The following is a 24,413-nucleotide window of genomic DNA, read 5'->3' on the forward strand; positions in this document are numbered from 1 at the left end:
GATTTGGGGGTACTTCGTTGAACAGGGAAGGAGGAACGTCGACATGACGACTCCCATCAAGCGCATCAACAAGCGCATGCCCGGCTGGGCGAAGGTGGTGAGCGCCCTGATCCTGGTGCTCGTCGTCTTCTTCGCCGGGATCCGGCTGAGCGTGATCCCCGGCCTCAAGGACCTGTTCGGCACCGAGACCAACGACCGCTCGGGTCCCGCACTGCTCCAGTCCATCCAGGACATGAGCCGCTATGACGCCGCCTCCGGCAACTTCCAGATCGTCGTGGATCTGGAGAAGGACGCCAAGTTCCTGCCCGACGCGATCCGCGGCACCCGCACGCTGTACGTCGGCGCGGGCACCGTGGACGCCTATGTCGACCTCGGAAAGGTCGGTGAGGACGACGTCACGGTCAACGACGACCGTACGTCCGCCACGCTCCGTCTCCCGCACGCCGCCCTCGGCAAACCGTCCCTGGACCCCGACCGCTCCTACGCCGTGTCCAAGGAGCGCGGTCTCCTCGACCGCCTCGGCGATCTCTTCTCGGACAATCCGAACAGCGAACAGGCCGTCCAGAAGCTGGCGGTCAAGCACATCGGCGACGCGGCCAAGGAGAGCAGGCTGACCGCACGTGCCGAGACCAACACCACCGACATGCTCGAGGGGCTGCTCCACTCCCTCGGCTTCAAGGAGGTGAAGGTGACGTACGGGGTCTGAGCCCCCGCGACTCCCCTACGACAGCAGGCCCGGCAGGGCCAGCGCACCGAGCACGGTGGCGCCCACCAGCACCCAGGCCACGTAGTCCCCGACGTGCCCGGACTGCAGGCGCCGCAGCGGCCGTGCCCGGTCCGGGACGGTGAGGAACCCCGGCCGGGTCACGGCCAGCGCCGCGAGGCCCAGGGCCAGCGCGGTGGAGGCGAGGTCCAGCAGCACACCGGCCGGGCTCCAGTGCGGTGCGGGCACCGCGGCACCGCCGGACCCGGCCTCGTTGACGGCGTGCGCCACGACCTCGCCGAGGCCGGGGGCCACGCCGACGGCGAGCGAGCCGGCCAGCAGCAGGGCGGGGACCACGGTCATGGTGTCGGGGATCCGGCCGAGCCGATGCCGGGTCTCGGGCCGCTCACCGCCGCCGGTCGTCTCGTACTCGGTGTCCTCCTCGGGCGGGTGGCCGAGCCCGAAGAACACCCGGGCGGCGACCCGCAGCACCGCACCGGCGGTGACCGCACTCGCGGCGACGTACAGCACGATGAGCGGGCCGCCCACGGCCTCCTCCGTGACGGCCTTGCCGAACGACGTCCCGAACGGCGGGAGTCCGGCGAGCGCGAGTCCGGCCACTGTGAACAGCACGGCGACACCGCGCAGTTCCCGGGCCCGCCCGTGCAGCGCGTGTTCGTCGACGCTGCCGTACCGGTCGAGGAGGATGCCCGTGCAGGCGAACAGCGCGGCCTTCACACCGGCGTGGCCGAGGACGTACAGGGCGACCCCGTCGTCGGCCTCCGGTGTCAGTACGCCGATGGCGATCAGGAACAGCCCGGTGTGGGCGACCGTCGAGCAGGCCAGCAGCCGCTTGATGTGCCGCTGGTACCAGCACATGACGGCGCCGATCACCGCCGTCACGCAGCCGAGCACGACGAGCACCCGCTCCAGGTCGGCCGCCGGGATCCCGCCGGGTCCGGCGAAGACGGTGCCGTACACGCGCCAGACGCCGTACACGCCGAGTTCGACCATGACGCCCGACAGCAGCATGCACACGGGGGTGGGGGCGACGGCGTGTGCGTCCGGGAGCCAGAAGTGGAAGGGCACGGCGGCCGCCTTGACCAGCAGGCCGGTCAGGACGAGGACGAAGGCGGCGAGGACCAGCGCGTCCGGCGGCCCGTGCGCGTCGAGACCGCGGCCGATCTGCGCCATGCCGAGCTCGCCGGTGCGGGCGTAGAGCAGACCGATGCCCATCAGCATGGCGTACGCGCCGAGCGAGGTGACCACCCCGAAGCTCAGCGCACCCTGCACGGCCTTGGCCTCCTCGACCCGGTGCCCGGTCAGCGCGTAGGCGACGACGCTCATCAGCTCGAACCACACGAACGCGTTGAACAGGTCGCCCGCGATCGCGAACCCGCACATGCCCGCCTGGAAGAGCAGCATCAGCGCGGGGAACGAACCGGCGTGCCGACGCGGGGGTTCTTCGAAGTAGTGCCAGGAGTACGCCAGGGCCGCGAGGGTCAGCAGGGAGGCCAGGGCCGCCATGCCGAGCCCCGCGCCGTCCCCGGCCAGGACGATGCCGACGCTGCGGCCCTCGACGGGCGTCCAGCCGCCGACCCATTCGGCCATCGGCGGCGAGGAGTTCAGCAGCAGCACGATCGCGAGCCCGGCCGTGCCCGCCGAGACGGCACAGCCCACGGACTCGGCGACGACGCGGGGCAGGCGGCGTCCGCCGGCGACCAGGAGGGCGGCGCCGAGGAGCGGTACGGCGACGAGCAGCGGCAGCAGGTCGTCCATCAGCCGCGCAGCTCGGTCAGTTCGTCGGGGTCGACCGTGCCGTGCCGCTTGGAGACCTGGATGACGAGCGCGAGCAGCAGGGCGGTGACGGTGGCGCCGACGACGACGTCGGTCAGGGCGAGCGCCTGCACGACCGGGTCGACGACGGGGCGTGAGCCGGGCTCGATGTCGGAGAAGACGGGGGCGGTGGCGTCGTCGCGGTAGCCGACGGCCAGCAGCAGGACGTACGTGGCGGACTGGCACACGGACAGGCAGCCGACGGCGTGGATCAGATTGCGGCTGGTGGCGAGGCCGTAGCAGCCGACCAGGAAGATCCACACGGCGACGAGGTACGGCAGGACATCCATCACGACGCTCTCACTTCCCGCTCTCCTCCTCGATCTCGACGGCCTGGTCCAGGAAGCGGGCCAGCAGCACGACGACCGCACAGGCGACCTCCATGCCGATGGCCGCGTTCAGCAGCGGCACGGTGCCGCCGGAGGACAGCGTGTTGAACGTGCCGTACGGCAGCAGGGTGTTGGCGAGGAAGGCGGCAGAGCCGATGAGGCCCGCGAGGCCGGTGACGAGGTAGGCCGAGGCCGAGACGGCGTCGCCGACCTCGTAGAGGCCGACCGGGCGGATGCGTTCCAGGGCGCGGTAGTCGGCGCCGAGGTAGAGCAGGTGCAGGGAGGTCGCGGCGACGACGCCGCCCTGGAAGCCACCGCCGGGGCTGAGCTGGCCGTGCGCGATGAGGTACAGGCCGGTGACCAGGGCGATCGGCAGGACGATCAGGGCGTATCGGCGTACCGGCGGGGCCACGTCGGCGGGTTCGGGCCGGGCGCGGTGCTCGTCGCGGGTCTGCCGCAGCAGGACGACACAGCCGACGACGGCCGCGAACAGGATGGTCATCTCGCCGAGGGTGTCGAAGGCACGCTGGTCGAAGTTGACGGAGGCGATGGAGTTGGCGGTGCGGCGGGCGAGGGACTCGTGCACGGCGCGGTCGCCGTACGGGTGGGTGTCGCCGCCGAAGTCCGGCAGCCGCAGGCAGGCGGCGACGAGGAGCACGGCGAGGCCGGCGCCGCCGACGAGGACGAGCCGGAGCCGGGTGCGCGGGTTCATCGCTCCCGCCCCTTGCGCCGCTTGACCTTGCGGACGGACAGGAGCAGCAGCAGCGGGGTGAGGGCGCCGCCGACCGCCAGCTGCGACAGGGCGACGTCGGGCGCCTGCACCGAGGTGAACAGCACGGCGAGTACGACACCGAGGACGGCCAGCACGAGGGCCTGGCGCACGGGGTCGCGGACGGCTACCGCCACGGTCGCACAGACGGCGACGAGCACCAGCGCGACGACGATGACCGCGTCAGCCACCGCGCACCCCCGCGAAACCGCCGGCCAGCGCACGGGAGGCGACCAGGTTCCCGCCGATCAGGAGCGCGCCCGTGAGCAGGAGCTTCACCATCGCCCGGCTCGGCCCGACCGCCACGCACAGCGCCAGGACCACCGCCGCGGCGAGACCTGCGGCCGCCCACGTCAGGCCCCAGGCGCGCGGCGGGTCGTCGGCCAGTTCGTCGGTGAGCAGGCGGGCGAAGACGAGGGTGCCGACGGGGCCGAGCAGGGCGAGGACCAGGGCGAGATCGACGTAAGAGGGGCGCTCGTACCCCTGCCCGAGCAGGAGCAGTCCGGGGCAGGCCAGGGCGGTGGAGAGGTTCTGGGCCACGACCCGGCGCCGCAGCGGTCCGGTGGCGACACCCCAGAGGGTGGCGCCCACTCCCCCGCCGAGTACGACGGTCGCCGCGAGGAGCCAGCCGTTCATCGTCCGGTCACCGCCCGGCGTGCGGCCACGGCCGCGAGCGCTGCCATGGCGGCGACGCCCGCGCCGACCGCGAGTTCCAGGGTGTCCACGGCGCTGATGAGGACCAGCCACAGCACGGCGAGCGCGGCCCACCAGGCCAGGAACTCGGATGCGGCGAGCAGCGTCGTACGCCGGTCCATACGCCACCTCCGTGGACCGAATCTCCAGATGTCCGTTATTTCCCATACTTCGGTTCCGCGTCATCCAAACACCACCCTGGGCGACAGAGGCGGCGGCACGCGCGGGTCTCCGGCCGGAGTGCCCCGACAGCATGAAGGGAAACCGCGGGCGGCCGTGACCGGGAGCGGCGGAGGCGGCATCGCATCGGGCTACCGGGGTAATCCCCTTATTACAAAGGGAAGTTGAAGACTGGAGGACCGCATGGCCCGTGGAACCCCACGTTCGCGCGCCGCGATACGCCCCGGCACTTCCAAGACCGCAGGCGGCGCCAAGTCGGCGGGCGGCGCCAAAACCTCAGACGCCGCCAAGTCCGAGCGCGGCGCCAAGTCCCGGCGCACCCCGCGACCCAAGCAGAACCCCCTGCGCTTCCTCGCCCGCCTTCTGGCGATGCTGTGCGCCTTCGCGTTCATGGTCGCCTTCGCCGTCGTCCTGGCGAAGCTCACCCTGCAGCCCTCCCCCGCCTCGGCGGCCCTGACCCACACCAACCTGCATCCGGGCCGCTCCCTGCGGGCCTATCTGGACCAGCCCGAACTGCGCGACGCCGTCCGGCAGATCGGCGGGAACCTGCTGCTGGGCGTTCCGTTCGGCATCCTGGTCCCCGTCGTCGCCCCCCGGACGCGCGGCGTCCTGCGCGTTCTTCTGCTCACGGCGACCGTCATGCTTCTCGTCGAGTTCGCGCAGGGCGCGCTGGTGACAGGGCGCGCCTTCGACATCGACGACGTCATCCTCAACACCACCGGAGCCCTGATCGGCTACCTCCTGCTGGGCCGGCGACTGAGCCGCGCGGTACACGCCCGGGGGTCGCGCTCCGAGAAGGCCTAGCGCAGCACCAACTGGACGACGGCCACCGTGCCGACCACCACGATGAGCGCGCGCAGGACGGAAGGGCGCAGGCGGCGGCCCGTCGTGGCGCCGAGATGGCCGCCGACCGCGGATCCGACCGCGAGCAGAGCTACGGCGGTCCAGTCGAAGTCCGCGACGACGAGGAAGAACAGCGCGGCGACGGAGTTGACCACGGCGACGAGCACGTTCTTGACGGCGGTGAGGCGTTGCAGGCTGTCGTCGAGGAGCATGCCCATCAGGGCGACATAGATGATGCCCTGGGCCGCGGAGAAGTAGCCGCCGTAGACGCTGGCCAGGGTCAGTCCGACGAGCAGCAGGGGGCCACCGTCGGGACGTACGGTTCGCCCCTCGCGTGCTCGGCGGCTGCGCAACTTCCTGCCGATCAGGGGTTGGAGGACGACCAGTACGAGGGCAAGTCCCACCAGGGCCGGCACGATCCGTTCGAACGCCGAGGCGGGCAGGGCCAGCAGCAGCGTGGCGCCGGTGAGTCCGCCGAGCAGGGCGCCGGCGCCCCACTTCAGGATGCGCCGGCGCTGGCCACGGAGTTCTTCGCGGTACCCGATGGCTCCGCTGATCGAGCCCGGGATCAGGCCGAGCGCGTTGGAGACCGTCGCGGTGACGGGTGGCAGGCCGGTCGCGAGCAGGACCGGAAAGGTGATCAGCGCCCCCGAGCCGACGACGGCGTTGACGGCACCGGCGGCGATGCCCGCGCCCAGGACGGCGAGCAACTCACCGATGTGTGCGGCGTTCATGGCGAGAAGCCTAGAAACCGAACACTTCGGCGACGGACGAATCATGCCGGGCGGGGACGATCGCGCACGCCCGACTTCTGGTCTGTACCAAAGTATTGACGGCCCCTTATCTCACTCCTTAAATCAAGTGGCGACACCTTCACCCCCCACCTCGCTCGGCGCACCCGTCCACCGGGTCGCCGTACGGAAGGGAGCATGATGGCCGCCCCACGCCTGCTCCGCACGTGTCTCCTCGCCGCCTTGTCGGCCGTCCTGGTCGCGTCCGCCGCGATCGGACCCGCCCAGGCGGAACCACCGGACGTCACGGCCGCCGCGGTGACGTTCTCCGACAGCTTCGACGGGCCCGCCGGTGCCGCGGTCGACTCGTCGAAGTGGCAGATCGAAACCGGCGACAACGTCAACAACCACGAGCGGCAGTACTACACCCCGGGCAACAAGAACGCGGCGCTGGACGGCCAGGGCCACCTGGTGATCACGGCCCGACGCGAGAACCCCGCCAACTACCAGTGCTGGTACGGAACTTGCCAGTACACCTCGGCCCGGCTGAACACCGCCGGGAAGTTCACCGCGCAGTACGGTCATGTCGAGGCGCGGCTGAAGGTGCCGCGCGGGCAGGGCATGTGGCCCGCGTTCTGGATGCTCGGCACACCGGTCGACTGGCCGGACTCGGGCGAGATCGACATCATGGAGAACGTCGGCTTCGAGCCCTCGACGGTGCACGGCACGCTCCACGGCCCCGGCTACTCCGGGTCGGGCGGCATAGGGGCCGCCTACTCCCTCCCGAACGGGCAGGCCTTCGCCGACGCCTTCCACACCTTCGCCATCGACTGGGCACCCGACTCGATCACCTGGTCCGTGGACGGGAACGTCTACCAGCGGCGCACACCCGCCGACCTGGGCGGGCGGACCTGGGTGTTCAACAAGCCGTTCTTCCTGATCCTGAACCTCGCGGTCGGCGGCTACTGGCCGGGCGACCCGGACGGATCCACGGTCTTTCCGCAGCAGCTGGTCGTGGACCACGTCTCGGTGACGACCGGCGACTCGGCCACCGGCGGCGCGATCAGGGGCCTGGCCGGGAAGTGCGTGGACGTGGCCGGGGCGAACCCCGCCAACGGCACACCCGTACAGCTCTACGACTGCAACGGCTCCGCCGCCCAGCAGTGGACCGCCGGCGCCGACGGCACGCTCCGGGCGCTCGGCAAGTGCCTGGACGTGACGGGCAACGGCACCGCGGACGGCTCGACCGTCCAGCTGTGGGACTGCACCGGCGGCCCCAACCAGAGATGGACCGTCTCCGCGGCGCGCGACATCGTCAACCCGCAGGCCGACAAGTGCCTCGATGTGGCCGGCAACAACTCGGCGGGCGGCACCCGGCTGCAGATCTGGACCTGCACGGGCGGCGCCAACCAGAAGTGGACGGTCGGCTGACCCGGCCGGCTAGTGGTGGTGCCAGGTGAACTTGTCTCCGCCGACCCAGCGGACCACGTCCGGGTCATCCAGGTCATGGACGGTGATGCCGAAGGCGGCGGCGGCCTCCAGAACGTCGGTGACGGTTTTCGCCTGACCGACGACCTCGCCGTCGATCTCCAGGATGCGGAACGGAGGCGTGCCCGGCTGAACCCCGAGCACCATGATCCGCGGGTTTGAAATGTACGGGCTCGCGCTTTCGGTCATGCATAGAGCGTAGAGCGCAATCCGCGTCGACGAATCCTCCAGGTCACCCACGAATCCGTCCGCCGTCGTGCGGGGGCGGCAGCGCCGGGGAACCCTGGAGGGGGAGGTGGCGATGGATCCCGTCGAGGCGCTGAACCGGATCGCCTTTCTGCTGGAGCGGTCGCTGGCGCCGACGTATCGCGTACGCGCCTTCCGTACGGCCGCCCGGGTACTGGCCGAGCTGCCCGAGGACGAGGTACGGGCCCGGGCCGAGGCCGGGACGCTGGAGTCGCTGCGGGGCGTCGGTCCGAAGACGGCCCAGGTGGTGCGCGAGGCGCTGGCCGGTCAGGTGCCCGGCTATCTGACAGACCTGGAGGGCAGGTCCGCGGCTGCCGCACCGCCCGAGAGCGGGCGGCAGCTGTGGGAGCTGCTGCGCGGGGACTGCCATCTGCACTCCGACTGGTCCGACGGCGGCAGCCCGATCGAGGAGATGGGGCGGACGGCGGCCGAGCTCGGACATGAGTGGGCGGCGCTGACCGACCACTCCCCGCGGCTGACCGTCGCCCGCGGGCTGTCGGCCGACCGGCTGCGCGAGCAGCTGGACGTGGTGGCGGAGCTGAACGCGACCTGGGCGCCGTTCCGGCTGCTCACCGGCATCGAGTGCGACATCCTCGAGGACGGCTCGCTCGACCAGGAACCCGAGCTGCTGGATCGGCTCGACGTCGTGGTGGTGTCCGTGCACTCCAAGCTGCGCATGGAATCCCGCGCGATGACCCGCCGCATGGTCGCCGCCGTACGCGATCCGCACGCGGACGTTCTGGGGCACTGCACCGGCAGGCTGGTGACCGGGCGTGGGCGGCCCGAGTCGGAGTTCGACGCGGACGAGGTGTTCGCCGCGTGCGCCGAGTCCGGTACGGCGGTGGAGATCAACAGCAGGCCCGAGCGGCTCGACCCGCCCCGGCGGCTGCTGCGCCGAGCCGTGGCGGCGGGCACGCTGTTCTCCATCGACACCGACGCGCATGCGCCCGGTCAGCTGGACTGGCAGCGGTACGGCTGTGCGCGGGCGCAGGAGTGCGCGGTGCCCGCCGAGCGGGTGGTCACCACCTGGAGCATGGACGAGCTGCTGGCCTGGACCCACGAGGGCCGGACACCGTCCCGAGTGGCGGGCGCCTGACGTGGTACTCGTGCGGCAGGTACGGAAACCGGCCCGCACCAGGAAGGGGCGGCACACATGGAACGGGCGGCGGTGTTCGACGTCGACGGAACTCTCGTCGACACCAACCACCTCCACGTCACGACCTGGTGGGAAGCCTTCCGGCAGGCCGGACACCAGGTGCCCATGCACGCCGTCCACCGGGCCGTGGGCCTCGCCTCCACCGACCTGATCGCCCACCTCCTCGGCGACGACCGGGACGAGGACCAGGACGCCGAGTTGGGCGCCGCCCACAAGGCCCTGTACGGCCAGTACTTCGACCGGCTGCCCCCGCTGCGGGACGCGGGCCGGCTGCTGCGGCGCCTCGACCGCAACGGCTGGCGCGTCGTCCTCGCGACCTCGGCCGGGGGTGCGGAGCTGTCCGCGCTGCGTCGGGCGATCGCCGCGGACGACGCGATCACCGCCACCGCGAGCGCCGACGACGTCGAGGAGGGCAAGCCCGCACCGGAGCCCGTCGAGCACGCCCTGGAACTGGCCGGGGTGCCCGCCGAGCGCGCGGTCTTCGTCGGCGACACCGTGTGGGACATGCGAGCCGGCACCCGGGCCGGTGTGCGCTGCGTGGGCGTCCTGTGCGGCGGCATCCCCCGCGCCGACCTGCTGGACGCGGGCGCGCGGGCGGTCTACGAGGATCCGGCCCACCTGCTGGCGTCCCTGGCGGACAGCCCCTTGGCCGAGGTGCCGGGCGGCGCGGACGCGCGCGGCGGATGACCCGTGTGACCGACGGGGTGCGACGGCCTGAGCGCCGGGGCACCCGGGCCGTGGAATCGGTACGACAGCGGGCGCTCGGGGGTGCCCCTGCTGATGGTGCCGGCCAACTGGCGGCGCTTTGGCGTGTCACCGGGCACATCAGGGCCCTCACCCGGACCCTCGCCGTCGCGGCCGACGAAGGCCGCACGCCACTCCCGCCCGACCGGCCGGCGCTGCTGCAGGCGGAGAACGTGTGGAGCGAGACCGTTCCGGCAGGTCAACGGGGGTGACGCAGATCACCTCACATCGTCCCCAGTGCTGGAACACCGAAAGGTAGTTGCCCGTTGAACAACGCGTGGGTGCGGATGGGACAGTGTCCCCGGGCCTCACCTTTTGCCCACAGGGACGATCGTTCGGCTGAAGCCCTGTGGAGCCTTTCGCCGAGAGGCGACCGCCATCCGTACCCACACCCCTGACCGCCCCGACCGGAACCCCCCGTCCGGTCGGGGCTTCTCCCGTTCGGGCGCGTGCCTACGGGTCGGCTTGACTTGGAGAGCACTCCAATTCGTAGCGTTCCCGGCATGAGCACTGCACAGCACAAGATCGGCTCCGGCTTCGACGCCACGAGCACCGCCGACGACGTCCTGAACGGCATCGACCTGACCGGGAAGCTCGCGATCGTGACGGGCGGCTACTCGGGCCTCGGCCTGGAGACCACCCGCGCGCTCACCAAGGCGGGCGCCCAGGTAGTCGTCCCCGCCCGTCGCCGGGCCACCGCCGAGGAGGCGCTGTCCGGCCTCGGCGGCGTCGAGGTGGACGAGCTGGATCTCGGCGACCTGGAGAGCGTGCGCGGCTTCGCCGAGCGGTTCCTCGCTTCCGGCCACACGATCGACTTCGTGATCGACAACGCCGGGATCATGGCTTGTCCGGAGACCCGGGTCGGGCCCGGCTGGGAGGCTCAGTTCGCGACCAACCACCTCGGTCACTTCGCACTGGTCAACCGCCTGTGGCCGGCGATCGAGCCGGGCGGTGCCCGCGTGGTCTCGGTGTCCTCGCGGGCCCACCACTTCTCCGGGATGCGCTGGGACGACGTCCACTGGCGGCAGGGCTACGACAAGTGGGAGGCGTACGGGCAGGCGAAGACCGCGAACGTCCTGTTCGCCGTCCACCTCGACAAGCTCGGCGCCGACCACGGGGTACGGGCCTTCTCGCTGCACCCGGGCGGCATCCTCACCCCGTTGCAGCGCCACCTCCCGAAGGAGGAGATGGTGGAGCGCGGCTGGATCGACGAGCAGGGCAACCCGCTGAACCCGGAGGGCTTCAAGAGCCCGGCGCAGGGCGCGGCCACGCAGGTGTGGGCCGCGACGTCGCCCCAGCTGGACGGCATGGGCGGGGTCTACCTGGAGGACTGCGACATCGCCGAGCCCGCCCACGACGGCGACGAGCGCAGTGGCGTCAAGGACTGGGCGATCGACCCGGAGCAGGCCGCACGGCTGTGGCAGCTGTCGGCGGAGCTGACGGGTGTGAACGCGTTCGCCGCGTAGCGCGGGTGCGGAGCGTGCGGGCGCCTCGGAACGGGGTACTCGGACGCTCCCGTCCCCACTCCCGTGAGGAGGCGCAGGTGAGCAGCGAACCGGCCCGCAGGATCGTGGTCACCGGTGCCACGGGCAACGTCGGCACGAGCGTGGTGCGGCTCCTCTCGGAGGATCCGGAGGTCGGCTCCGTGCTGGGGCTGGCCCGCAGGACTCCCGAGTGGTCGCCGCCGAAGACGGACTGGGCGGCGGTCGACCTGGCGTCCGAGCAGGCCGATCCGGCGAGCCTGTTCGAGGGTGCCGATGCCGTCATCCATCTGGCCTGGGCGTTCCAGCCCACGCACGATCCGGCCGTGACCTGGCGGACGAACGTGCTGGGCAGCATTCAGGTCTTCGACGCGGTGGCCGCGGCGCGGGTCCCGACGCTGGTGCACGCGTCGTCGGTCGGCGCGTACTCGCCGGGGCCGAAGGACCACGCAGTGGACGAGTCGTGGCCGACACACGGCTGGCCCGACGCCGCGTACTGCCGGGAGAAGGCCTACTTGGAGCGGGCGCTGGACACCTTCGACCGGTCCCATCCCAGGTTGCGTGTGGTGCGGATGCGGCCGGCGTTCCTGTTCAAGCGGGAGTCGGCGAGCGAGCAGCGCCGTATCTTCGGTGGCCGCTTCCTGCCGGGCCCGCTGGCGCGCCCGGAGCTGCTGCCGTTCCTGCCCGACATTCCAGGACTGCGGGTGCAGGCGCTGCACACGGACGACGCGGCCAGGGCCTATCAGCTCGCCGTGAAGTCCGACGTCCGCGGCGCCTTCAACCTCGCGGCCGACCCCCCGGTCGACGCGGCTCTGCTGGGCGAGATGCTCGGCGCCCGCCCGGTCCGGCTGCACCGTACGGCGGCCCGCTCGGCGATCGCCGCCGCGTGGGGGCTGCACCTGCTGCCCGCCTCCCCGCACCTCTTCGACGCGGTGCTCAGGCTGCCGCTGATGGACTGCACACGCGCGCGTACGGAACTGGGCTGGCGCCCGGAACGCACGGCGTCCGAGGTGCTGGAGGAGTTTCTGCAGGGCCTGCAGCGCGGCGAGGGTGCGCCGACGGAGCCGATGCGGGGCCGCAAGGCGGGCTGACCTGCGCCCTGCTCAGGGGCCCTGCCTCAACGAGGACCTGTCTCAGCCGGACGGCTCCTCAGGTACCGGATGTTCCTCCGGCTGGACCGTGCCCGACCGGGCCGCGCCCTGTCGGCCCGTTCCCGCCTCGTCCGTGTCGGGGACGTCGTCCGCTTCGGTGCTGTCGTCCGCCCGCTCGACGGGCACCTCCCACGGGTCCTCCCCCGGGTCCTCTCCCGGGTTCGCCTGCTGATCCGGCAGATCCCGCGGCACGGGCTCGCCGGTCTTGTCCTGCGCAGCGCGACGGTCGTCGGCCATGGTGCACCTCCTCGCGTCGTCCAAGGTCGTTCGTGAGCCCCGCGAGTACCGTTCCCGACACCGGCGAAACCTCAGGGCGCCACCCGCTCCGCCAGGGCCGTGCGCCAGGCGGTCGACGGGGCCTCGGGCACAGGCTCGGCGCGCCGGCCGCCGCGCGCGAAGAAGTCGGCGAGCGGCAGGATCGCGGCACCGACGGTGACCGCGTCCGGGCCGAGCCTGCCGAGGTCGACGGTGACCTTCCGGGCCGGATGCCGCAGGGCGTACGAGGCCGCGTGCCGGCGTACGGCGGGCAGGAGGTGGGCGCCGAGCCGCAGACCCGCCCAGCCGCCGATCAGGATGCGCTCGGGCTGGAAGAGGTTGATCAGGTCGGACAGGCCCGCGCCCACGTACTCGGCCGTCTCCTCCAGTACGGCGAGCGCCACCGGGTCGGCCGCACCGCCCTCGGGCGGATAGGCGCCGGCCAGCATCGCCGCCAGCGCGGTCTCCTCGTCGGCGCCCTCCGGCATGCTCCCGCCCTCCTCGCGCCAGCGTTCCAGCAGTGCCTCGGCGCCCGCGTACGCCTCCAGGCAGCCGAGCGCGCCGCACCGGCAGCGGCGCCCCCTGACCCGTACCGTCAGATGCCCCCACTCCACCGCCCGCCCGTGCTCCGCCTCGGGGGCGACCAGACAGGCGCCGACGCCGGAGCCGAACAGCACGACGACCGCGCTGCGGGCGCCGTGGCCGCCGCCGAACCACATCTCGGCCTGGCCGAGGGTCCTGGCGCCGTTGTCGATGAAGTACGGGACGGTGTCGGGGAGTTCGCAGCCGTCGCGCAGAAGCTGCTCCAGCGGTACCGCGTCCCAGCCGATCGTCTGCCCGTGCACCAGGGTGCCGAGCCGCGGCGTGTGCTCGACGATCCCGGGGACGCCGATACCGACGCCGAGGAGCCGCTCGGGCCCGATGCCGGATGCCGCGAGCACCTCGGCGATGCCGTCGCGCACATGGCGGACGATGCCTTCGACCTCGTACCGCTGCTGCGCCAAAGGCCGTTCGGCGCGGGCGAGTTCGGTGAGGGTCAGGTCGAACAGCCCGATCCGCACCCGGGTCTCGCCGACATCGACGCCGATCATGTGACCGCTGCCGGGAGCCACGCGCAAGAGGATGCGGGGGCGGCCGCCGTCGGAGTCGACGCTGCCGGCCTCCTCGACCAGGCCGTCTGCGATCAGCTCGGCGACGACATTGCTGACGGAACCGGAGCTGAGGCCGGTCGCCGGGCCGAGTTCGAAGCGGCTGAGGGGGCCGTCGAAGTAGAGGCGCTGCAGTACGACCGTACGGTTGCCCCGTCTGAGGTCGCGTACCGTGCGCCCGTTCCGCCCCGCCATGCGGCTCCCTTCGGACCAGCCCTGTTCCCCACCCTGTTCGAACCGTCCCCCATTGTGAACTACGACGTCAGGTCCTCGATCTCGGCCAGCGCCGCCAGGAGTTCCGGAGCGACGGCCTCCTGGACCCAGCGCTCCTGCCCGGCGTCGACCGCCCGGGGGATCGTCTCGGTGAGCATGATCAGGTAGAGGTAGGAGCGGTAGAGGGCGAGGCGCAGTCGGGCCGCCGCGTCGAACTCGGCCCGCCCTGCGGCCTCCCGGTATCCGGCCAGGAACGCCTCGTCCTTCTTGATGTCCCCCAGCAGCGCCAGGGAGACGAAGTCGGCCAGCGGGTCGCCCCAGAACATGCGCTCCCCGTCGATGAGCCCGCCGATGCGGGCCTCCCCCGACGCACGGTCGACCAGGATGTTGCCCCGCCACAGGTCGAAGTGGACGAGACACGGGACGGTGACCTCGTCGAGCGCGTCGTAGGCGGCCCGGAGCGTACGGGCCACGGCGTCGGCGGGGCGCGGCAGGCGGGCCCCGTAACGGCGGGCGTCGTCCAGGACGGCGTCGAGCATCCCCGTGAACGCGGTGCGCCAGTCGTCGGCGAGCGGGCCGAGGGCACCGGACGGGTAGCCGTAGCCCGGCCCGGTGATGGTGTGCAGTCGGGCGACCTGACGGCCCAACTCCGTGCGCAGGGCGGCCTGTTCCGTGTCCGTGAGTGAGCCGTCCCAGGGGTCGCCCGGACAGGCGGTCATCAGCAGATGGCTTCCGAGGGTCACCACACGCGGCGCCGCCACGTCCGCCTTCGCGGCCGCGCGGTAGAACTCGGCCTCGGACACGAGGAGTTCGCTCTCGTGCGCCATGCCCGGAAGCGTCGCGTCGGGCGGCACCTTCAGCACATAGCGACGGCCGTCCACGAGGACCAGCTCCTCGACCGTGTTGTACGTGCCGCCCGACAGCGGGCGCAGGTGGGCGAGGTGTCCCGGCGGAAGACCGGCCGCGTCCAGGACCTGCCGGGCCCGTTCCCAGGAGTCCACCACCGTGCGCCCACCCTCCCCTTCGGTCAGCCGGCCGCGTACACGTCCTCGACGTAACGGCCGTCCGCGATCAGCCCGTCGAGCCACCGCTCGGCCGCCACGTCGTCGGCGTCCGGCGTACGCTCCCGGTACAGCGTACGCAACGCCTCCCGTACACCCGGCGCCATCCTCGAACCGTCCCCGCAGACGTACACTCGGGCGCCCGCGCCGAGCAGCCCCCAGACCTCGTCGGCCTCGGCGGCGATGCGGTGCTGGACGAAGGTCACGCCGTCCTTTGGGGCGGCGCTGAAGGCCGGACGGAGCGAGACCGCGCCGGCGGCCTCGGCGGCGCGCAGTTCCTCGGCGTGCAGGAAGTCGACGTCGGGGGCGTCGCAGCCGAAGTAGCAGAGGGCGGGGGCGAGTTCGGCACCCTCCGCTCGTGCCGCCGTACGGTCGGCGATCGCCCCGCGGAAGGGGGCGAGGCCCGTGCCGGCCGCGACCATGACGACCGGTTCGGAGCCGCCGATCCGGAAGGCCTCCCGGCACGGCTGCACGCGGGCGTACACCGTGTCGCCGGGCCGGACGGTCATGAGGTGTCCGGATCCGGTGCCTCGGTAGACGCCCTTGCCCGAGCGGGCCGGAGCCTGAAGCAGGGACACCATCAGGTCCGCGTGGCCGGGGTCGACGGCGGGTGAGGAGGAGATGGAGTAGTGGCGGGGCCGCAGCGGGGTGAGGAGGTCGAGCAGCGTCGGCCAGTCCAGGGCGCCTCGCAGCGCCGGGTGGTCCTCGATCACCTCGACCAGGGTGCGCGGATCGTCGGTCAGGTTCGCCAGCGCCATGCGCTCCGGCGGGCACGGGTTGGCGGCGGCGAGCGCGGACAGCTGGGCGGCGCTCGGGCGCTCCTGCAACTCGACGTGGTGAGTGAGGAGTTGGCGCACCGTCAGGGGCCGGTCCACCGCGAGGCCGTCGCGGCGGGGGCGGGTGGCGCGGATGTCCAGGACGGTGTCGAGGTCGATGCCGAGTGCGGTGGCGGCGCGGTCGACGAGGGCCGGGGCGTTCGCGGGCAGCACCGTGAGGTGGTCGGCGGTGCGGTAGGTGACACCGTCCGGCAGGGCGACGCGGACGAAGCGCTTGCGGCGAGCGTAGCCGGGGGCGGTGAGGTCGTGGGCCTCGGTGACCGTCATCGGGACGAGGCCGTGGCGTTCGGCGAGGGCGTCGAGGGGGCCGCCGGTCAGGGTTCGGACCTCGTACGCCGTCGTGGGCTCGTCGTCGGCCGGGGCAGTGGCGTCCGGGTCGCCGTACTGCTCCAGCACAGCCGTGCGGAGCCTGGCCGTGAAGTCCCGTACCGCGCCGGTCAGATCGCCGGAGGCGTCGGCGGCGGCGCGGTCGGTCAGGCGGGTGGCGCCGAGTTCGGCGAGGCGGTCGTCGAAGCGGGTCGGGACGTGCTGGTAGGTGGCGGCCCAGTTGCGGTCGCCGACGCCGAGGACGGCGTAGGTGACGTCACCGGCGTCGGAGGCTTCGTCGAGCCAGGCGGCGAAGGCGGTGGCGTCGTCGGTGGGGCGGCCGTTGTAGGAGGCGGCGGTGATCACGACCGGGCGGTCGGTGGGCAGGCCGCCGGCGTAGTCGTCGAGGGGCGCGATCTGCGTCTCGCAGCCGATGGCGGCGGCCTCGTCGGCGAGCTGGGCGGCGAAGTCGCGGCAGGTGCCGTAGTTGCTGCCGTGCAGGAACAGGGCGCTGGTGCCGGGGCGGACGCGGGCGGGGAGGGCGGCCGTGTCGGACATGGCTTCCCTGGCCGCGGGGGCGGCGCCGGGCAGCGGGGTGTGCACCCGGTCGGCGGGCGTGCGCGGGGTCAGGGTCAGGGTGAAGCCGTCGGGCTTGAGGGTGAGGGTCTCCTTGATGGTGAGGCGGTAGTCGGCGTGGTCGTGCAGCCGGTAGCGGTGGACCAGCATCGCCAGCAGCATGGTCGCCTCGTGCAGGGCGAACTGCCGCCCGATGCAGGCGCGTTCACCGGTGCCGAACGGCTTGAAGGCGTGCACCGAGCGCGCCGCCTCGGCCTCGGGCGTGAAGCGGGTGGGGTCGAACAGCTCGGGGTTGTCGCCCCAGACCGGCTGCCGGTGCAGCATCGGGGCGAGGACGGTGACGAACTGCCCGGCGCGCAGCGGGATGCGGCCGCCGAGCATCGTGTCCTGAAGGGCGTGCCGGCTGAACGCGGCGGCCGTGGGCCACAGCCGCAGCGCCTCGTTGAGCACCTGGCGGGTGTACGTCAGCTTGCCGACCTCGTCGTACGTCGGCTCGACGTCGGCCCGGTCGCCCCACAGCTCGTCGACCTCGCGCTGCACGAGCTGGAGCGCGGCCGGGTGCTTGGCGAGGTAGTACAGCGCGAAGGACATCGCGCCGGAGGTCGTCTCGTGGCCGGCGATCAGGAAGGTGATGACCTGGTTGCGGATGTTGGCGGCGTCGAGGGTGCTGCCGTCCCGCGGGTGCTCGGCGGTGAGCATGAGGCCGAGAAGGTCCTCGGCGTCACGCTGGTCGGTGCCGGCGCGGGAGGCGATGACGTCGTCGACGACCTGGGCGAGGTAGGCGGCGTCGTCCCGGAAGGCCGCGTCGGCGGCGCAGTGGTCCTGGCCCGGGACGCGGGCCAGGCGGTTCATGCTCCACTCCAGGCAGCGCACCATCGACTCGACGAAGGGGTGCGGCTCGGCCCGCTCGAAGGACCCGAAGTCGTAGCCGAACCCGGCGAGCCCGATGGTGTCGAGGGTCATGCGGGTCATGTCGTCGGGGACGTTCACCGGCTGTCCGGCGCCGGCGTCGCGGTCCCAGGACGCGATGAGCCGCTGGGCCACCTTCAGCATCACGGGGTGGTAGGTGCGCATCGAGCCGAGCGCGAAGGCGGGCATGAGGATGTCGTGCGCCCTGGCCCAGTTCGGTTCGTCGTTGTACGCCGTGAACAGGCCGTCGGCGGCGAACTCCCGGACGTTCTCCAGGGCGGGCCCGACATGCTTGGCGAACCGCTTCTCGTCCGCGAGGTCGGCCACCAGGTCGAGGTCGGCGGTGAACAGCGTCTCCCGCCCGTGCAGCCGCCGCACGAGCACCGGCCCGTGCTCCCGCATCAGCTCCATGACCTGCTGGATCGGGGTACGGCCGGGTCCGACGGCGGTGATGTCGACGACGGGGACACCGGGGAGGGTGTCGAGGGGCTGCGGGTGCAACGCGGTGGGGGGCATGGCGCGACAACTGCCTTTCGCGGTACGGGACTACTGCGATCCAGCGTGATCGACGGGCCCCGGCCACCCGCACCCCGCCCCTACATGATTGTGTAGTCCATGGATGTGCGTCACGCTTGCGCCGAGGGACCGGAGGTGCTGTGGACTGGGCTCGACCCGAGGCCGTGGTCTGGCGCAACCGCGCCCTGATGGTCTTCGACCGCGTCTCGGTACCGATCGCGGTCTGCGATGTGTACGGCGCGGTCCTGCTGGCCAATCCGGCGATGGCGGCGGAGTGCGGTACGACCCCGGGACGGCTGCGCGGCCGGGACGTGCTGGAGCTGTTCCGCCCGCAGGAGGCGACGCAGGTGGAGCGGATCGCCGAGGCACTGCGGCTGCGGCACCGGTCGCGGTACCAGGTGTCGGTGCGCTGGCAGGCGCCCGGCGGTGCGCAGCGGTACGGGGAGCTGACGGCGGACCCGGTGAGCGACACCGTGGAGGAGACGCCGGCGCTGCTGGTGCTGCTCCGGGTCCTGGGCGAGCGCGAGGCACAGGAACGCAGGCCCGTGAAGGTGGCGCCGACCGAGGCACGCATCCTGGCGCTGCTCGCCGGGGGCGCCACCACCGCGCAGGCCGCCCGGGAGACCGGCCTCACCGTGGACGGCGTGAACTACCACCTGCGGCGCCTGTCGGCACGCTGGAGCGCGGCGAACCGCACGGAACTGGTCGCCCGCGCCTACGCACTGGGCCTGCTCGCTGCCGGGGTGTGGCCGCCGACGCCGGCCGCATCGGAGGAGCCCGAGTAGGCGGTCCCCGCTCCCTCGGGCGCGCCGAAGCGGGCGAGGGTGTGCCACACCATCTTCAGGTCCTGGAGTTCGTAGCGGCCCGTGCGGGCGGCGTTGCCGATGACGCGTGGGTTGATCAGTCCGTTCTCGGCGAGGCGGGCGCCCAGCTCGGCGTACTCCTGGCCGCGGTAGTCGGCGTGGCGGTGCAGGTCGGCCACGGTGAGCCGATAGCCGGGGTGCCACTCGACCGGGAACGGCAGCAGACGGGCGGCGATCTCGACGGGCGTGCCCCGGTAGCTCGCGTCCAGGACGATCGCCTCGACGTCTCGGGCGAGGACGACTCCCCCGTGGACCTGCGCCTCGATGTAGTCATTGAGGGCGTCCTGTTCGTCGGCCTCGGCGAGGGCGACGAGGTGCATACCGACGGCGACGCCGAAGTCGGTCGGCTCGGCCGCGCTGTCGGGGTAGCAGAAGGTGGCGCGGGCGAGTGCCGTGCCGGTCAGCCGGAAGTGCGAGGAGCCGAACCGCGGGGCGGCGCCCACCACTTGGCGGCGGAAGTTCAGAGCGCCGTACACGGGCCGCTCGTGGCCGGGCGCGTCGTCGTAGACCCCGCCGAAGATCCGGCTCTCCCAGCGCCAGCGGTCGCCGCCGGGGTGCGCGGTGAGCCCGCCGTTGCTGGTGCCGGTGACGAACTGCGAGTGGTAGGTGCCGTCCTCGGCCAGCGCGCGCAGGATCGGTACGCCCCGCACCAGCCGGTCCGGGTGGAAGTTGAGGGTGACGCGCACCTCGGGGTCGAGGGCCGGCCCCGTGGACGAGGCCGCGACGTGCCGCAGTGCCGCCCGGGCCCGAGGTGACCCGACAGGGCCGAAATTCACTGGCTCCCCCTCATCAAGCTGCCTATCCTAGCCATGAACCTAGGGCCCCTAGGTTTTACCGATCAGCCCAACACCCTTACCCCCCGGAGTCTCCCCATGAAGCCACTCACCGAGCCGGACATCCGCAACTCTTTCATCAACTGCTCGAAAGGCGAGGCCAAGCGCCTGTCCCTCCCCCGCGATCTCGACGAACGCCCTTGGGACGACCTCGACTTCCTCGGCTGGCGTGATCCAGGAGCCCCCGATCGCAGCTATCTGGTCACCGAGCGGGAGGGGCGCCCGGTGGGCGTCACCCTCCGCTTCCCCTCCTCGCAGCGCGGCTTCCTGCACCGCAGCATGTGCTCCCTCTGCCTGACGACCCATCCGGGCGGCGGCGTCTCGCTGATGACGGCCCGCAAGGCGGGGGCGGCGGGCCGCGAGGGCAACTCGGTCGGCCTCTACATGTGCACCGACCTCGCCTGCTCGCTGTACGTCCGCGGCAAGAAGAACCTGGAGTCCGGGAGCCGCTTCGAGGAGAGCCTGACGCCGGCGGAGCAGATCGCCCGGACCACGGGCAATCTGACCGCCTTCCTCGACAAGCTGTACGTCTGAGCACCCGCGACGATCACTGGTCCCGCAGCGTCGCCGCCTCCACCCGGTGCAGATGGATCAGGACGTCGTAGCTGCGGGCGAGCGCGATGTCGTGCGGGCCGTCGGGGTAGGCGGTGCCGATGCTGCGCGTGGGGTGTGCCTGCCGCAGCCAGGCGTCAGCCGGTGACGGGGCGGTCCGCAGGTCGAGCAGGTAGTCGCGGTGCCGCACCCGGTCCAGGATCCGCTCGCTGCTGCCCGGGCCCGCCGGACCCAGCGTCCAGCGCTGGATGACGTCGTCCTGGCCGGTGGCGTTGAACGAGCCCTGCGCGAAGGTCAGGCCGACGCTCACATAGCCCGCGCCGAGGCTGTCCCGCAGGAACGCGCCCTGCACCTTCGGGTACTGAGCGGGGTCGTGCGCGACATACGCGACGTGGTTGTTGTGCGCCGACAGCAGCACCTTGGTACCGGTGCGCCCCTGCCACCACACCACGTTCGCCGCCATCGCCGCATCGCGGTAGCGCATGGCCGCGGCGATCTCGGCGGGGTCCTCGATGTCGAAGGCGTACTGCCGGGCGGTCTGGTCGATCACCCTCGCCTGCTGGACTGCCCGGTCGTACGCCTCGCGGTCGGCGCCCGGATCCTGCCGCTCCAGCAGCCGCAGCGCCTCACCCGTGCGCTCCGCCCGCTCCATGCACTCGGCGTACGGCAGCTTCAGGTACTGCTCGATGTATGCGCCGGTCGACACGGTGGGCCGCAGCCCGCGGTACAGCTCGGCAAGTCGGGCGCTCAGCTGCGGGTGACTGGCGGCCACGTAGTCCTCGACGGCGTCGTACAGCTCGGGTCCGGTCCAGGAGATGTCGTCGCCCATGAAGCGGACGGGGTCGCCGGGGTGCCGGAGGTTGTACGCGCGTATCCACTCGACGAGGCGCAGATAGTCGGTGTTGTTCCACCACAGGTAGTCCCCTTGGAACTCCTCGCGCATGATGCGCCGCGGATCCCCCTTGCCGAGCAGCACGTAGTCATCGAGGCGCTGCCCTGTGCTCCAGGGGGCCTCCAGGGCGAAGGTGCGAAAGCCCTTCTCCTCGACCAGGTGGCGGAAGACGCGGTCCTTGAGGGCGAAGAAGTCGTGCGAGCTGTGGGTGGCCTCGCCCAGGCCGACGACCCGGGCGTCGCCGATCATCCGGTCCAGGGGGCGCAGATCGCCGGTGCCGCCGCCCGGTTCGACGCTCCGCAGCGGGTGGGCGGCCCGGTCGAGTGCCCCGACGACCGTGGTGGGGGTCGGTGCCGCCGTGGCCGGGATGCCGGTCGTCAGGGCGGCGAGGATGATGAACAGGGTCAGCAGTAATCCGGTCCGATGCCGATTCATGATCCAAGGCTTGCGCTCCGGGCCGGCGGGGACCATCCCGCGGTCCTCCGTCCCCGGTTGCGGTCAACCGCCGGGTGACGGCGGGGGTTTTCCTCAGTTCCGGACCCGGTCGGGCGCCCGGCCTCGCGCGGGTGGTGTCGACGATCACCGGCCCAGCCCCTTGCCGTACCGCGGCCGCTGCGATCAATCTGGGGTTCCTTGCGGACCGTTATGTTCCGCAAGCAGGGTGTGGGAAGCATCTGTGGAAAGGGAACAGCCGAGGATGCGGGACGTACGTGAGGGGACGCCGTCCCTGGAGTGGCTCGGGAAACTGCGCCGGGACCCCGTGACGGTCCAGACGCTGCGGTCGGCGGCCGCGGCGACGATCGCCTACGTCATCGCGTTGCGCCTGAGCCCCGAGGCCGCGCCGCTGACCGCGCCCCTGACGGCGCTGCTGGTCGTCCAGGTCACGCTGTACGCCACGCTCACCAACGGCATCCGCCGGGTGAACTCCGTGGTGGCGGGCGTCCTGGTCGCCATCGCCTTCAGCCTCCTGGTCGGCCTGACCTGGTGGAGTCTGGCGCTGCTGATCGTGGCCTCGCTGGTGGTGGGCCATCTGGTGCGGGTCGACGAGTACGTGCCCGAAGTGGCGATCAGCGCGATGCTGGTCCTCGGAGTCACCACCGTCGGGGACACGGCCTGGGCGCGGATTCTGGAGACGCTGATCGGCGCGGTGGTCGGGCTCGGCTTCAATCTGCTCCTCGCGCCGCCGGTGTGGGTGGAGGAGGCCGGTGAGTCGCTGGAGGGACTGGCCCGTCGGCTGCGGCAGTTGATGCTGCGCATCGGCGAGGAGGCGGCCGGCCACACTCCGTTCGAGCAGGCCGCGGCCCGGCTGCACGAGGCGCGCCGGCTCGACCACGACATCGTCGAGGTGGACGCGGCGCTGAAGCAGGCCGAGGACAGCCTGCGGCTCAATCCGCGCGTGCGCGACAGCCTGCTGCACCGCGTGGTGCTGCGCACCGGACTGGACACGCTGGAGATCTGCACGGTGGTCCTGCGGGTGCTCGCGCGCACCCTCACCGACCTCGCGAAGGAGCGGGAGCCCGAGCCGCTGTTCGCGAAGGAGACGGGCGCCGTCGTGGACCAGTTGCTGTCCGAGATCGCCGACGCGGTGGTCAGCTTCTCGGTGCTGGTCACCACCCATGTCAGCAGCAACGCCGACGCGGCGGAGTCCCGGCTCGCCGCCGAGTTGCGCACGGCGGCGGGCACCCGCGACAAGCTGGCCCTGCTGCTGCGCGAGGAGGCCGAGCGCGAGGACCGGCACTGGCAGCTGCTCGGTGCCGTACTCACCGAGGTCAACCGCATCCTCGACGAGCTCGACACCGAGCACCGCTCGCGCCGGCTGCTGGAGGAACTGGACCGTGTCTCGCAGGAGCAGCGCACCCGGATGCCGCGCCTGACCCGGCTGCGCGAGCGCATGGGCGTTCAGGAGCAGCTGTGGCGGAACCGTACGGGGATCAGCGGGCGTTCTTCGTGAGGGGACGCCGGGACGGGGCCGGCGCCTGAGGCGAAGGAGCTGCCCGATGGCCGACACGACCGTGCGGATCGACGGAAACACCCTGCGGCTGCCGGGCGGTGTGGCGGTGCGGTTCATCCGTACGCTGCGGCTGCCCGAGTCGGGCACGCACCCGCTGCCGCCGGGGCTCGGCGAGTTCCCGGTCCGGCGGGTGGCGGACTACGCGGACAGCGTTCCCGAGGCGTGGCGGTCACGCGGCGGTGTGATGCTGCCGGTGTATCTGCGCGAGGCGATGTGGCTGAGCTTCGGGGGCACGACGGAGCCGGCCGCGCTGCAGGTCGGGGTGGGCAAGGTGTGCGCGGTCTCGGGGAAGCCGTGGCGCGACCGGCTGTCCCGCAAGCCGCAGAACTACGTCGTACTGCCCCGCCAGCCCTGGCTGGACGGCATCAACTCCGGGAAGGGCACGGTCCGCCAGTTCGTGGCCGTACCGCTGGGGCTCGGGGCGACCGTCGAGGGTCAGGTGACCGGCGAGGAGGTCTGGGGCGGCGTACAGCTGCAGTCGTTCGCGCTGAAGGAGCCGCAGCTGGCCAGGTGGCGTGAGGAGGAGCGGCGCCGGGCGGAGCAGGCGCGGGCGATGCCTTCGTACGGCGGCTACGGCGCCGCCCTGCCCATGGCGGCGCCCGCCCCTCAGGGCGCGGTCCCGGCGCCCGCCGCCGCTCCGGCGGGCCGGCCGCCCCGGGCCGCCGCGGCGATGGGGCTGGGCGTCGGCGGTTCGATGCGCCAGGAGGTCTACCAGGACGACCGGCCGCTGTCGGACTGGTCGAACCGCGCCGCGGGCCGGGTCTTCGTCCATCTCGTGACGCCGCCGCAGTGGCGCCGCATCACCGGCGAGGCTCCCCCGCCGTCGCCGGTGGACCGGGCGGCGTACACGCGCGCGGGACTGCCGTGGTTCGACTACTACGACGAGGACGCCGAGGATCTCGCCCCCACGGACACGCTGGAGTCGGTGAAGCCGGTCGGCGACTGGCTCGGCGACGACCACGAGCCCTGGCAGGCGCCCTCGCCGGGCCAGGTGACGCCGCTGAAGGACGCACAGGGCAAGCCCGTGGAGAACGGGGACTGGTAGGCGACCCGAAGCGCACGCACGCCACACCCCTGCATTGCACTGTATGC

26 protein-coding genes are annotated in these 24,413 nt (G+C 72.2%); 12 read left to right on the plus strand and 14 right to left on the minus strand.

Features of this window, described 5'->3' with window-relative positions:
- Positions 1-43: 43 nt before the first annotated feature.
- A complete protein-coding gene (locus PBV52_RS01735; protein WP_274236468.1) occupies positions 44-706 on the plus strand; it encodes a DUF4230 domain-containing protein in 663 nt (220 codons plus the stop codon).
- Between the two features lie 15 nt (positions 707-721).
- On the opposite strand, the gene PBV52_RS01740 is transcribed toward PBV52_RS01735, so the two are convergent.
- The 6 genes from PBV52_RS01740 to PBV52_RS01765 are packed head-to-tail and all read right to left on the minus strand — an operon-like array spanning position 722 to position 4,452.
- Positions 722-2,482 (minus strand): complex I subunit 5 family protein, encoded by a 1,761-nt coding sequence (locus PBV52_RS01740; RefSeq protein ID WP_274236469.1) that lies wholly within the window; start codon positions 2,480-2,482, stop codon positions 722-724.
- Entirely contained in the window at positions 2,482-2,829 is a 348-nt protein-coding gene (locus tag PBV52_RS01745) for a sodium:proton antiporter (RefSeq protein ID WP_274249221.1), read from the minus strand. The genes PBV52_RS01740 and PBV52_RS01745 overlap by 1 nt, the downstream gene beginning before the upstream one ends.
- 10 nt (positions 2,830-2,839) lie before the next feature.
- Positions 2,840-3,580: an MnhB domain-containing protein gene (locus tag PBV52_RS01750; protein WP_274236470.1), complete on the minus strand. Its 741-nt coding sequence runs from the start codon at positions 3,578-3,580 to the stop codon at positions 2,840-2,842.
- On the minus strand, positions 3,577-3,828 hold the full coding sequence (locus PBV52_RS01755; protein ID WP_274236471.1) for a hydrogenase subunit MbhD domain-containing protein: 252 nt from the start codon (positions 3,826-3,828) through the stop codon (positions 3,577-3,579). The genes PBV52_RS01750 and PBV52_RS01755 overlap by 4 nt, the downstream gene beginning before the upstream one ends.
- Positions 3,821-4,273: a monovalent cation/H+ antiporter complex subunit F gene (locus PBV52_RS01760; RefSeq protein WP_274236472.1), complete on the minus strand. Its 453-nt coding sequence runs from the start codon at positions 4,271-4,273 to the stop codon at positions 3,821-3,823. Before PBV52_RS01760 ends, PBV52_RS01755 begins: the two co-directional genes overlap by 8 nt.
- A complete protein-coding gene (locus PBV52_RS01765; RefSeq protein ID WP_274236473.1) occupies positions 4,270-4,452 on the minus strand; it encodes a hypothetical protein in 183 nt (60 codons plus the stop codon). The genes PBV52_RS01760 and PBV52_RS01765 overlap by 4 nt, the downstream gene beginning before the upstream one ends.
- A 241-nt stretch (positions 4,453-4,693) precedes the next feature.
- Here PBV52_RS01765 and PBV52_RS01770 point away from each other — a divergent pair, with 241 nt between their 5' ends.
- Positions 4,694-5,314, plus strand: coding sequence for a VanZ family protein (locus tag PBV52_RS01770; protein ID WP_274236474.1), 621 nt, complete (start codon positions 4,694-4,696; stop codon positions 5,312-5,314).
- Here PBV52_RS01770 and PBV52_RS01775 read toward each other — a convergent pair.
- Entirely contained in the window at positions 5,311-6,087 is a 777-nt protein-coding gene (locus tag PBV52_RS01775) for a sulfite exporter TauE/SafE family protein (protein ID WP_274236475.1), read from the minus strand. The genes PBV52_RS01770 and PBV52_RS01775 overlap by 4 nt on opposite strands.
- A 198-nt stretch (positions 6,088-6,285) precedes the next feature.
- Here PBV52_RS01775 and PBV52_RS01780 point away from each other — a divergent pair, with 198 nt between their 5' ends.
- Positions 6,286-7,515 (plus strand): ricin-type beta-trefoil lectin domain protein, encoded by a 1,230-nt coding sequence (locus PBV52_RS01780; protein WP_274249223.1) that lies wholly within the window; start codon positions 6,286-6,288, stop codon positions 7,513-7,515.
- Between the two features lie 9 nt (positions 7,516-7,524).
- Here PBV52_RS01780 and PBV52_RS01785 read toward each other — a convergent pair whose 3' ends face one another.
- On the minus strand, positions 7,525-7,761 hold the full coding sequence (locus PBV52_RS01785) for a hypothetical protein (RefSeq protein WP_128435875.1): 237 nt from the start codon (positions 7,759-7,761) through the stop codon (positions 7,525-7,527).
- Positions 7,762-7,873: 112 nt separating this feature from the next.
- Between PBV52_RS01785 and PBV52_RS01790 the strand changes: the two genes are divergently transcribed.
- The 5 genes from PBV52_RS01790 (at position 7,874) to PBV52_RS01810 (ending at position 12,290) form a co-directional block, all read left to right on the plus strand.
- Entirely contained in the window at positions 7,874-8,914 is a 1,041-nt protein-coding gene (locus tag PBV52_RS01790) for a PHP domain-containing protein (protein WP_274236476.1), read from the plus strand.
- Between the two features lie 57 nt (positions 8,915-8,971).
- Positions 8,972-9,661 (plus strand): HAD family hydrolase, encoded by a 690-nt coding sequence (locus tag PBV52_RS01795; RefSeq protein WP_274236477.1) that lies wholly within the window; start codon positions 8,972-8,974, stop codon positions 9,659-9,661.
- Positions 9,658-9,930, plus strand: a complete 273-nt coding sequence (locus PBV52_RS01800) for a hypothetical protein (RefSeq protein ID WP_274236478.1) — start codon at positions 9,658-9,660, stop codon at positions 9,928-9,930. Before PBV52_RS01795 ends, PBV52_RS01800 begins: the two co-directional genes overlap by 4 nt.
- Positions 9,931-10,221: 291 nt before the next feature.
- Positions 10,222-11,184, plus strand: coding sequence for an SDR family NAD(P)-dependent oxidoreductase (locus PBV52_RS01805; protein WP_274236479.1), 963 nt, complete (start codon positions 10,222-10,224; stop codon positions 11,182-11,184).
- Positions 11,185-11,261: 77 nt separating this feature from the next.
- Positions 11,262-12,290 (plus strand): SDR family oxidoreductase, encoded by a 1,029-nt coding sequence (locus PBV52_RS01810; protein ID WP_274236480.1) that lies wholly within the window; start codon positions 11,262-11,264, stop codon positions 12,288-12,290.
- Positions 12,291-12,332: 42 nt separating this feature from the next.
- Here PBV52_RS01810 and PBV52_RS01815 read toward each other — a convergent pair whose 3' ends face one another.
- From PBV52_RS01815 to PBV52_RS01830, 4 genes are all read right to left on the minus strand, one after another.
- Entirely contained in the window at positions 12,333-12,587 is a 255-nt protein-coding gene (locus PBV52_RS01815) for a hypothetical protein (RefSeq protein WP_274236481.1), read from the minus strand.
- A 71-nt stretch (positions 12,588-12,658) separates the two neighbouring features.
- Positions 12,659-13,948 (minus strand): ROK family transcriptional regulator, encoded by a 1,290-nt coding sequence (locus PBV52_RS01820; protein WP_274236482.1) that lies wholly within the window; start codon positions 13,946-13,948, stop codon positions 12,659-12,661.
- Positions 13,949-14,007: 59 nt separating this feature from the next.
- Positions 14,008-14,970 carry a phosphotransferase family protein gene (locus PBV52_RS01825; protein WP_274236483.1) on the minus strand — a complete coding sequence of 321 codons (963 nt, stop codon included), beginning with the start codon at positions 14,968-14,970 and terminating at the stop codon, positions 14,008-14,010.
- A 23-nt stretch (positions 14,971-14,993) separates the two neighbouring features.
- Positions 14,994-18,170: a cytochrome P450 gene (locus tag PBV52_RS01830; protein ID WP_274236484.1), complete on the minus strand. Its 3,177-nt coding sequence runs from the start codon at positions 18,168-18,170 to the stop codon at positions 14,994-14,996.
- Between the two features lie 188 nt (positions 18,171-18,358).
- On the opposite strand from PBV52_RS01830, the gene PBV52_RS01835 reads away from it, so the two are divergent.
- The gene (locus tag PBV52_RS01835; protein WP_373921998.1) at positions 18,359-18,955 is read left to right on the plus strand and encodes a PAS domain S-box protein; all 597 of its coding nucleotides are present in this window, start codon (positions 18,359-18,361) and stop codon (positions 18,953-18,955) included.
- On the opposite strand, the gene PBV52_RS01840 is transcribed toward PBV52_RS01835, so the two are convergent.
- Positions 18,886-19,809 (minus strand): DUF3626 domain-containing protein, encoded by a 924-nt coding sequence (locus tag PBV52_RS01840; RefSeq protein WP_274236486.1) that lies wholly within the window; start codon positions 19,807-19,809, stop codon positions 18,886-18,888. The two genes, PBV52_RS01835 and PBV52_RS01840, sit on opposite strands and share 70 nt — an antisense overlap.
- Before the next feature lie 96 nt (positions 19,810-19,905).
- Here PBV52_RS01840 and PBV52_RS01845 point away from each other — a divergent pair, with 96 nt between their 5' ends.
- Positions 19,906-20,400: an FBP domain-containing protein gene (locus tag PBV52_RS01845; protein ID WP_274236487.1), complete on the plus strand. Its 495-nt coding sequence runs from the start codon at positions 19,906-19,908 to the stop codon at positions 20,398-20,400.
- A 13-nt stretch (positions 20,401-20,413) separates the two neighbouring features.
- On the opposite strand, the gene PBV52_RS01850 is transcribed toward PBV52_RS01845, so the two are convergent.
- Positions 20,414-21,745, minus strand: coding sequence for an erythromycin esterase family protein (locus tag PBV52_RS01850; RefSeq protein WP_274236488.1), 1,332 nt, complete (start codon positions 21,743-21,745; stop codon positions 20,414-20,416).
- 262 nt (positions 21,746-22,007) lie between these two features.
- Between PBV52_RS01850 and PBV52_RS01855 the strand changes: the two genes are divergently transcribed.
- Both PBV52_RS01855 and PBV52_RS01860 read left to right on the plus strand, forming a co-directional pair.
- Positions 22,008-23,261: an aromatic acid exporter family protein gene (locus PBV52_RS01855; RefSeq protein WP_274236489.1), complete on the plus strand. Its 1,254-nt coding sequence runs from the start codon at positions 22,008-22,010 to the stop codon at positions 23,259-23,261.
- 46 nt (positions 23,262-23,307) lie between these two features.
- The gene (locus tag PBV52_RS01860; protein WP_274236490.1) at positions 23,308-24,366 is read left to right on the plus strand and encodes a hypothetical protein; all 1,059 of its coding nucleotides are present in this window, start codon (positions 23,308-23,310) and stop codon (positions 24,364-24,366) included.
- Positions 24,367-24,413 lie beyond the last annotated feature (47 nt).

Origin of the sequence: Streptomyces sp. T12, assembly GCF_028736035.1 — a bacterium.
In the GTDB taxonomy this organism is placed as follows: domain Bacteria; phylum Actinomycetota; class Actinomycetes; order Streptomycetales; family Streptomycetaceae; genus Streptomyces.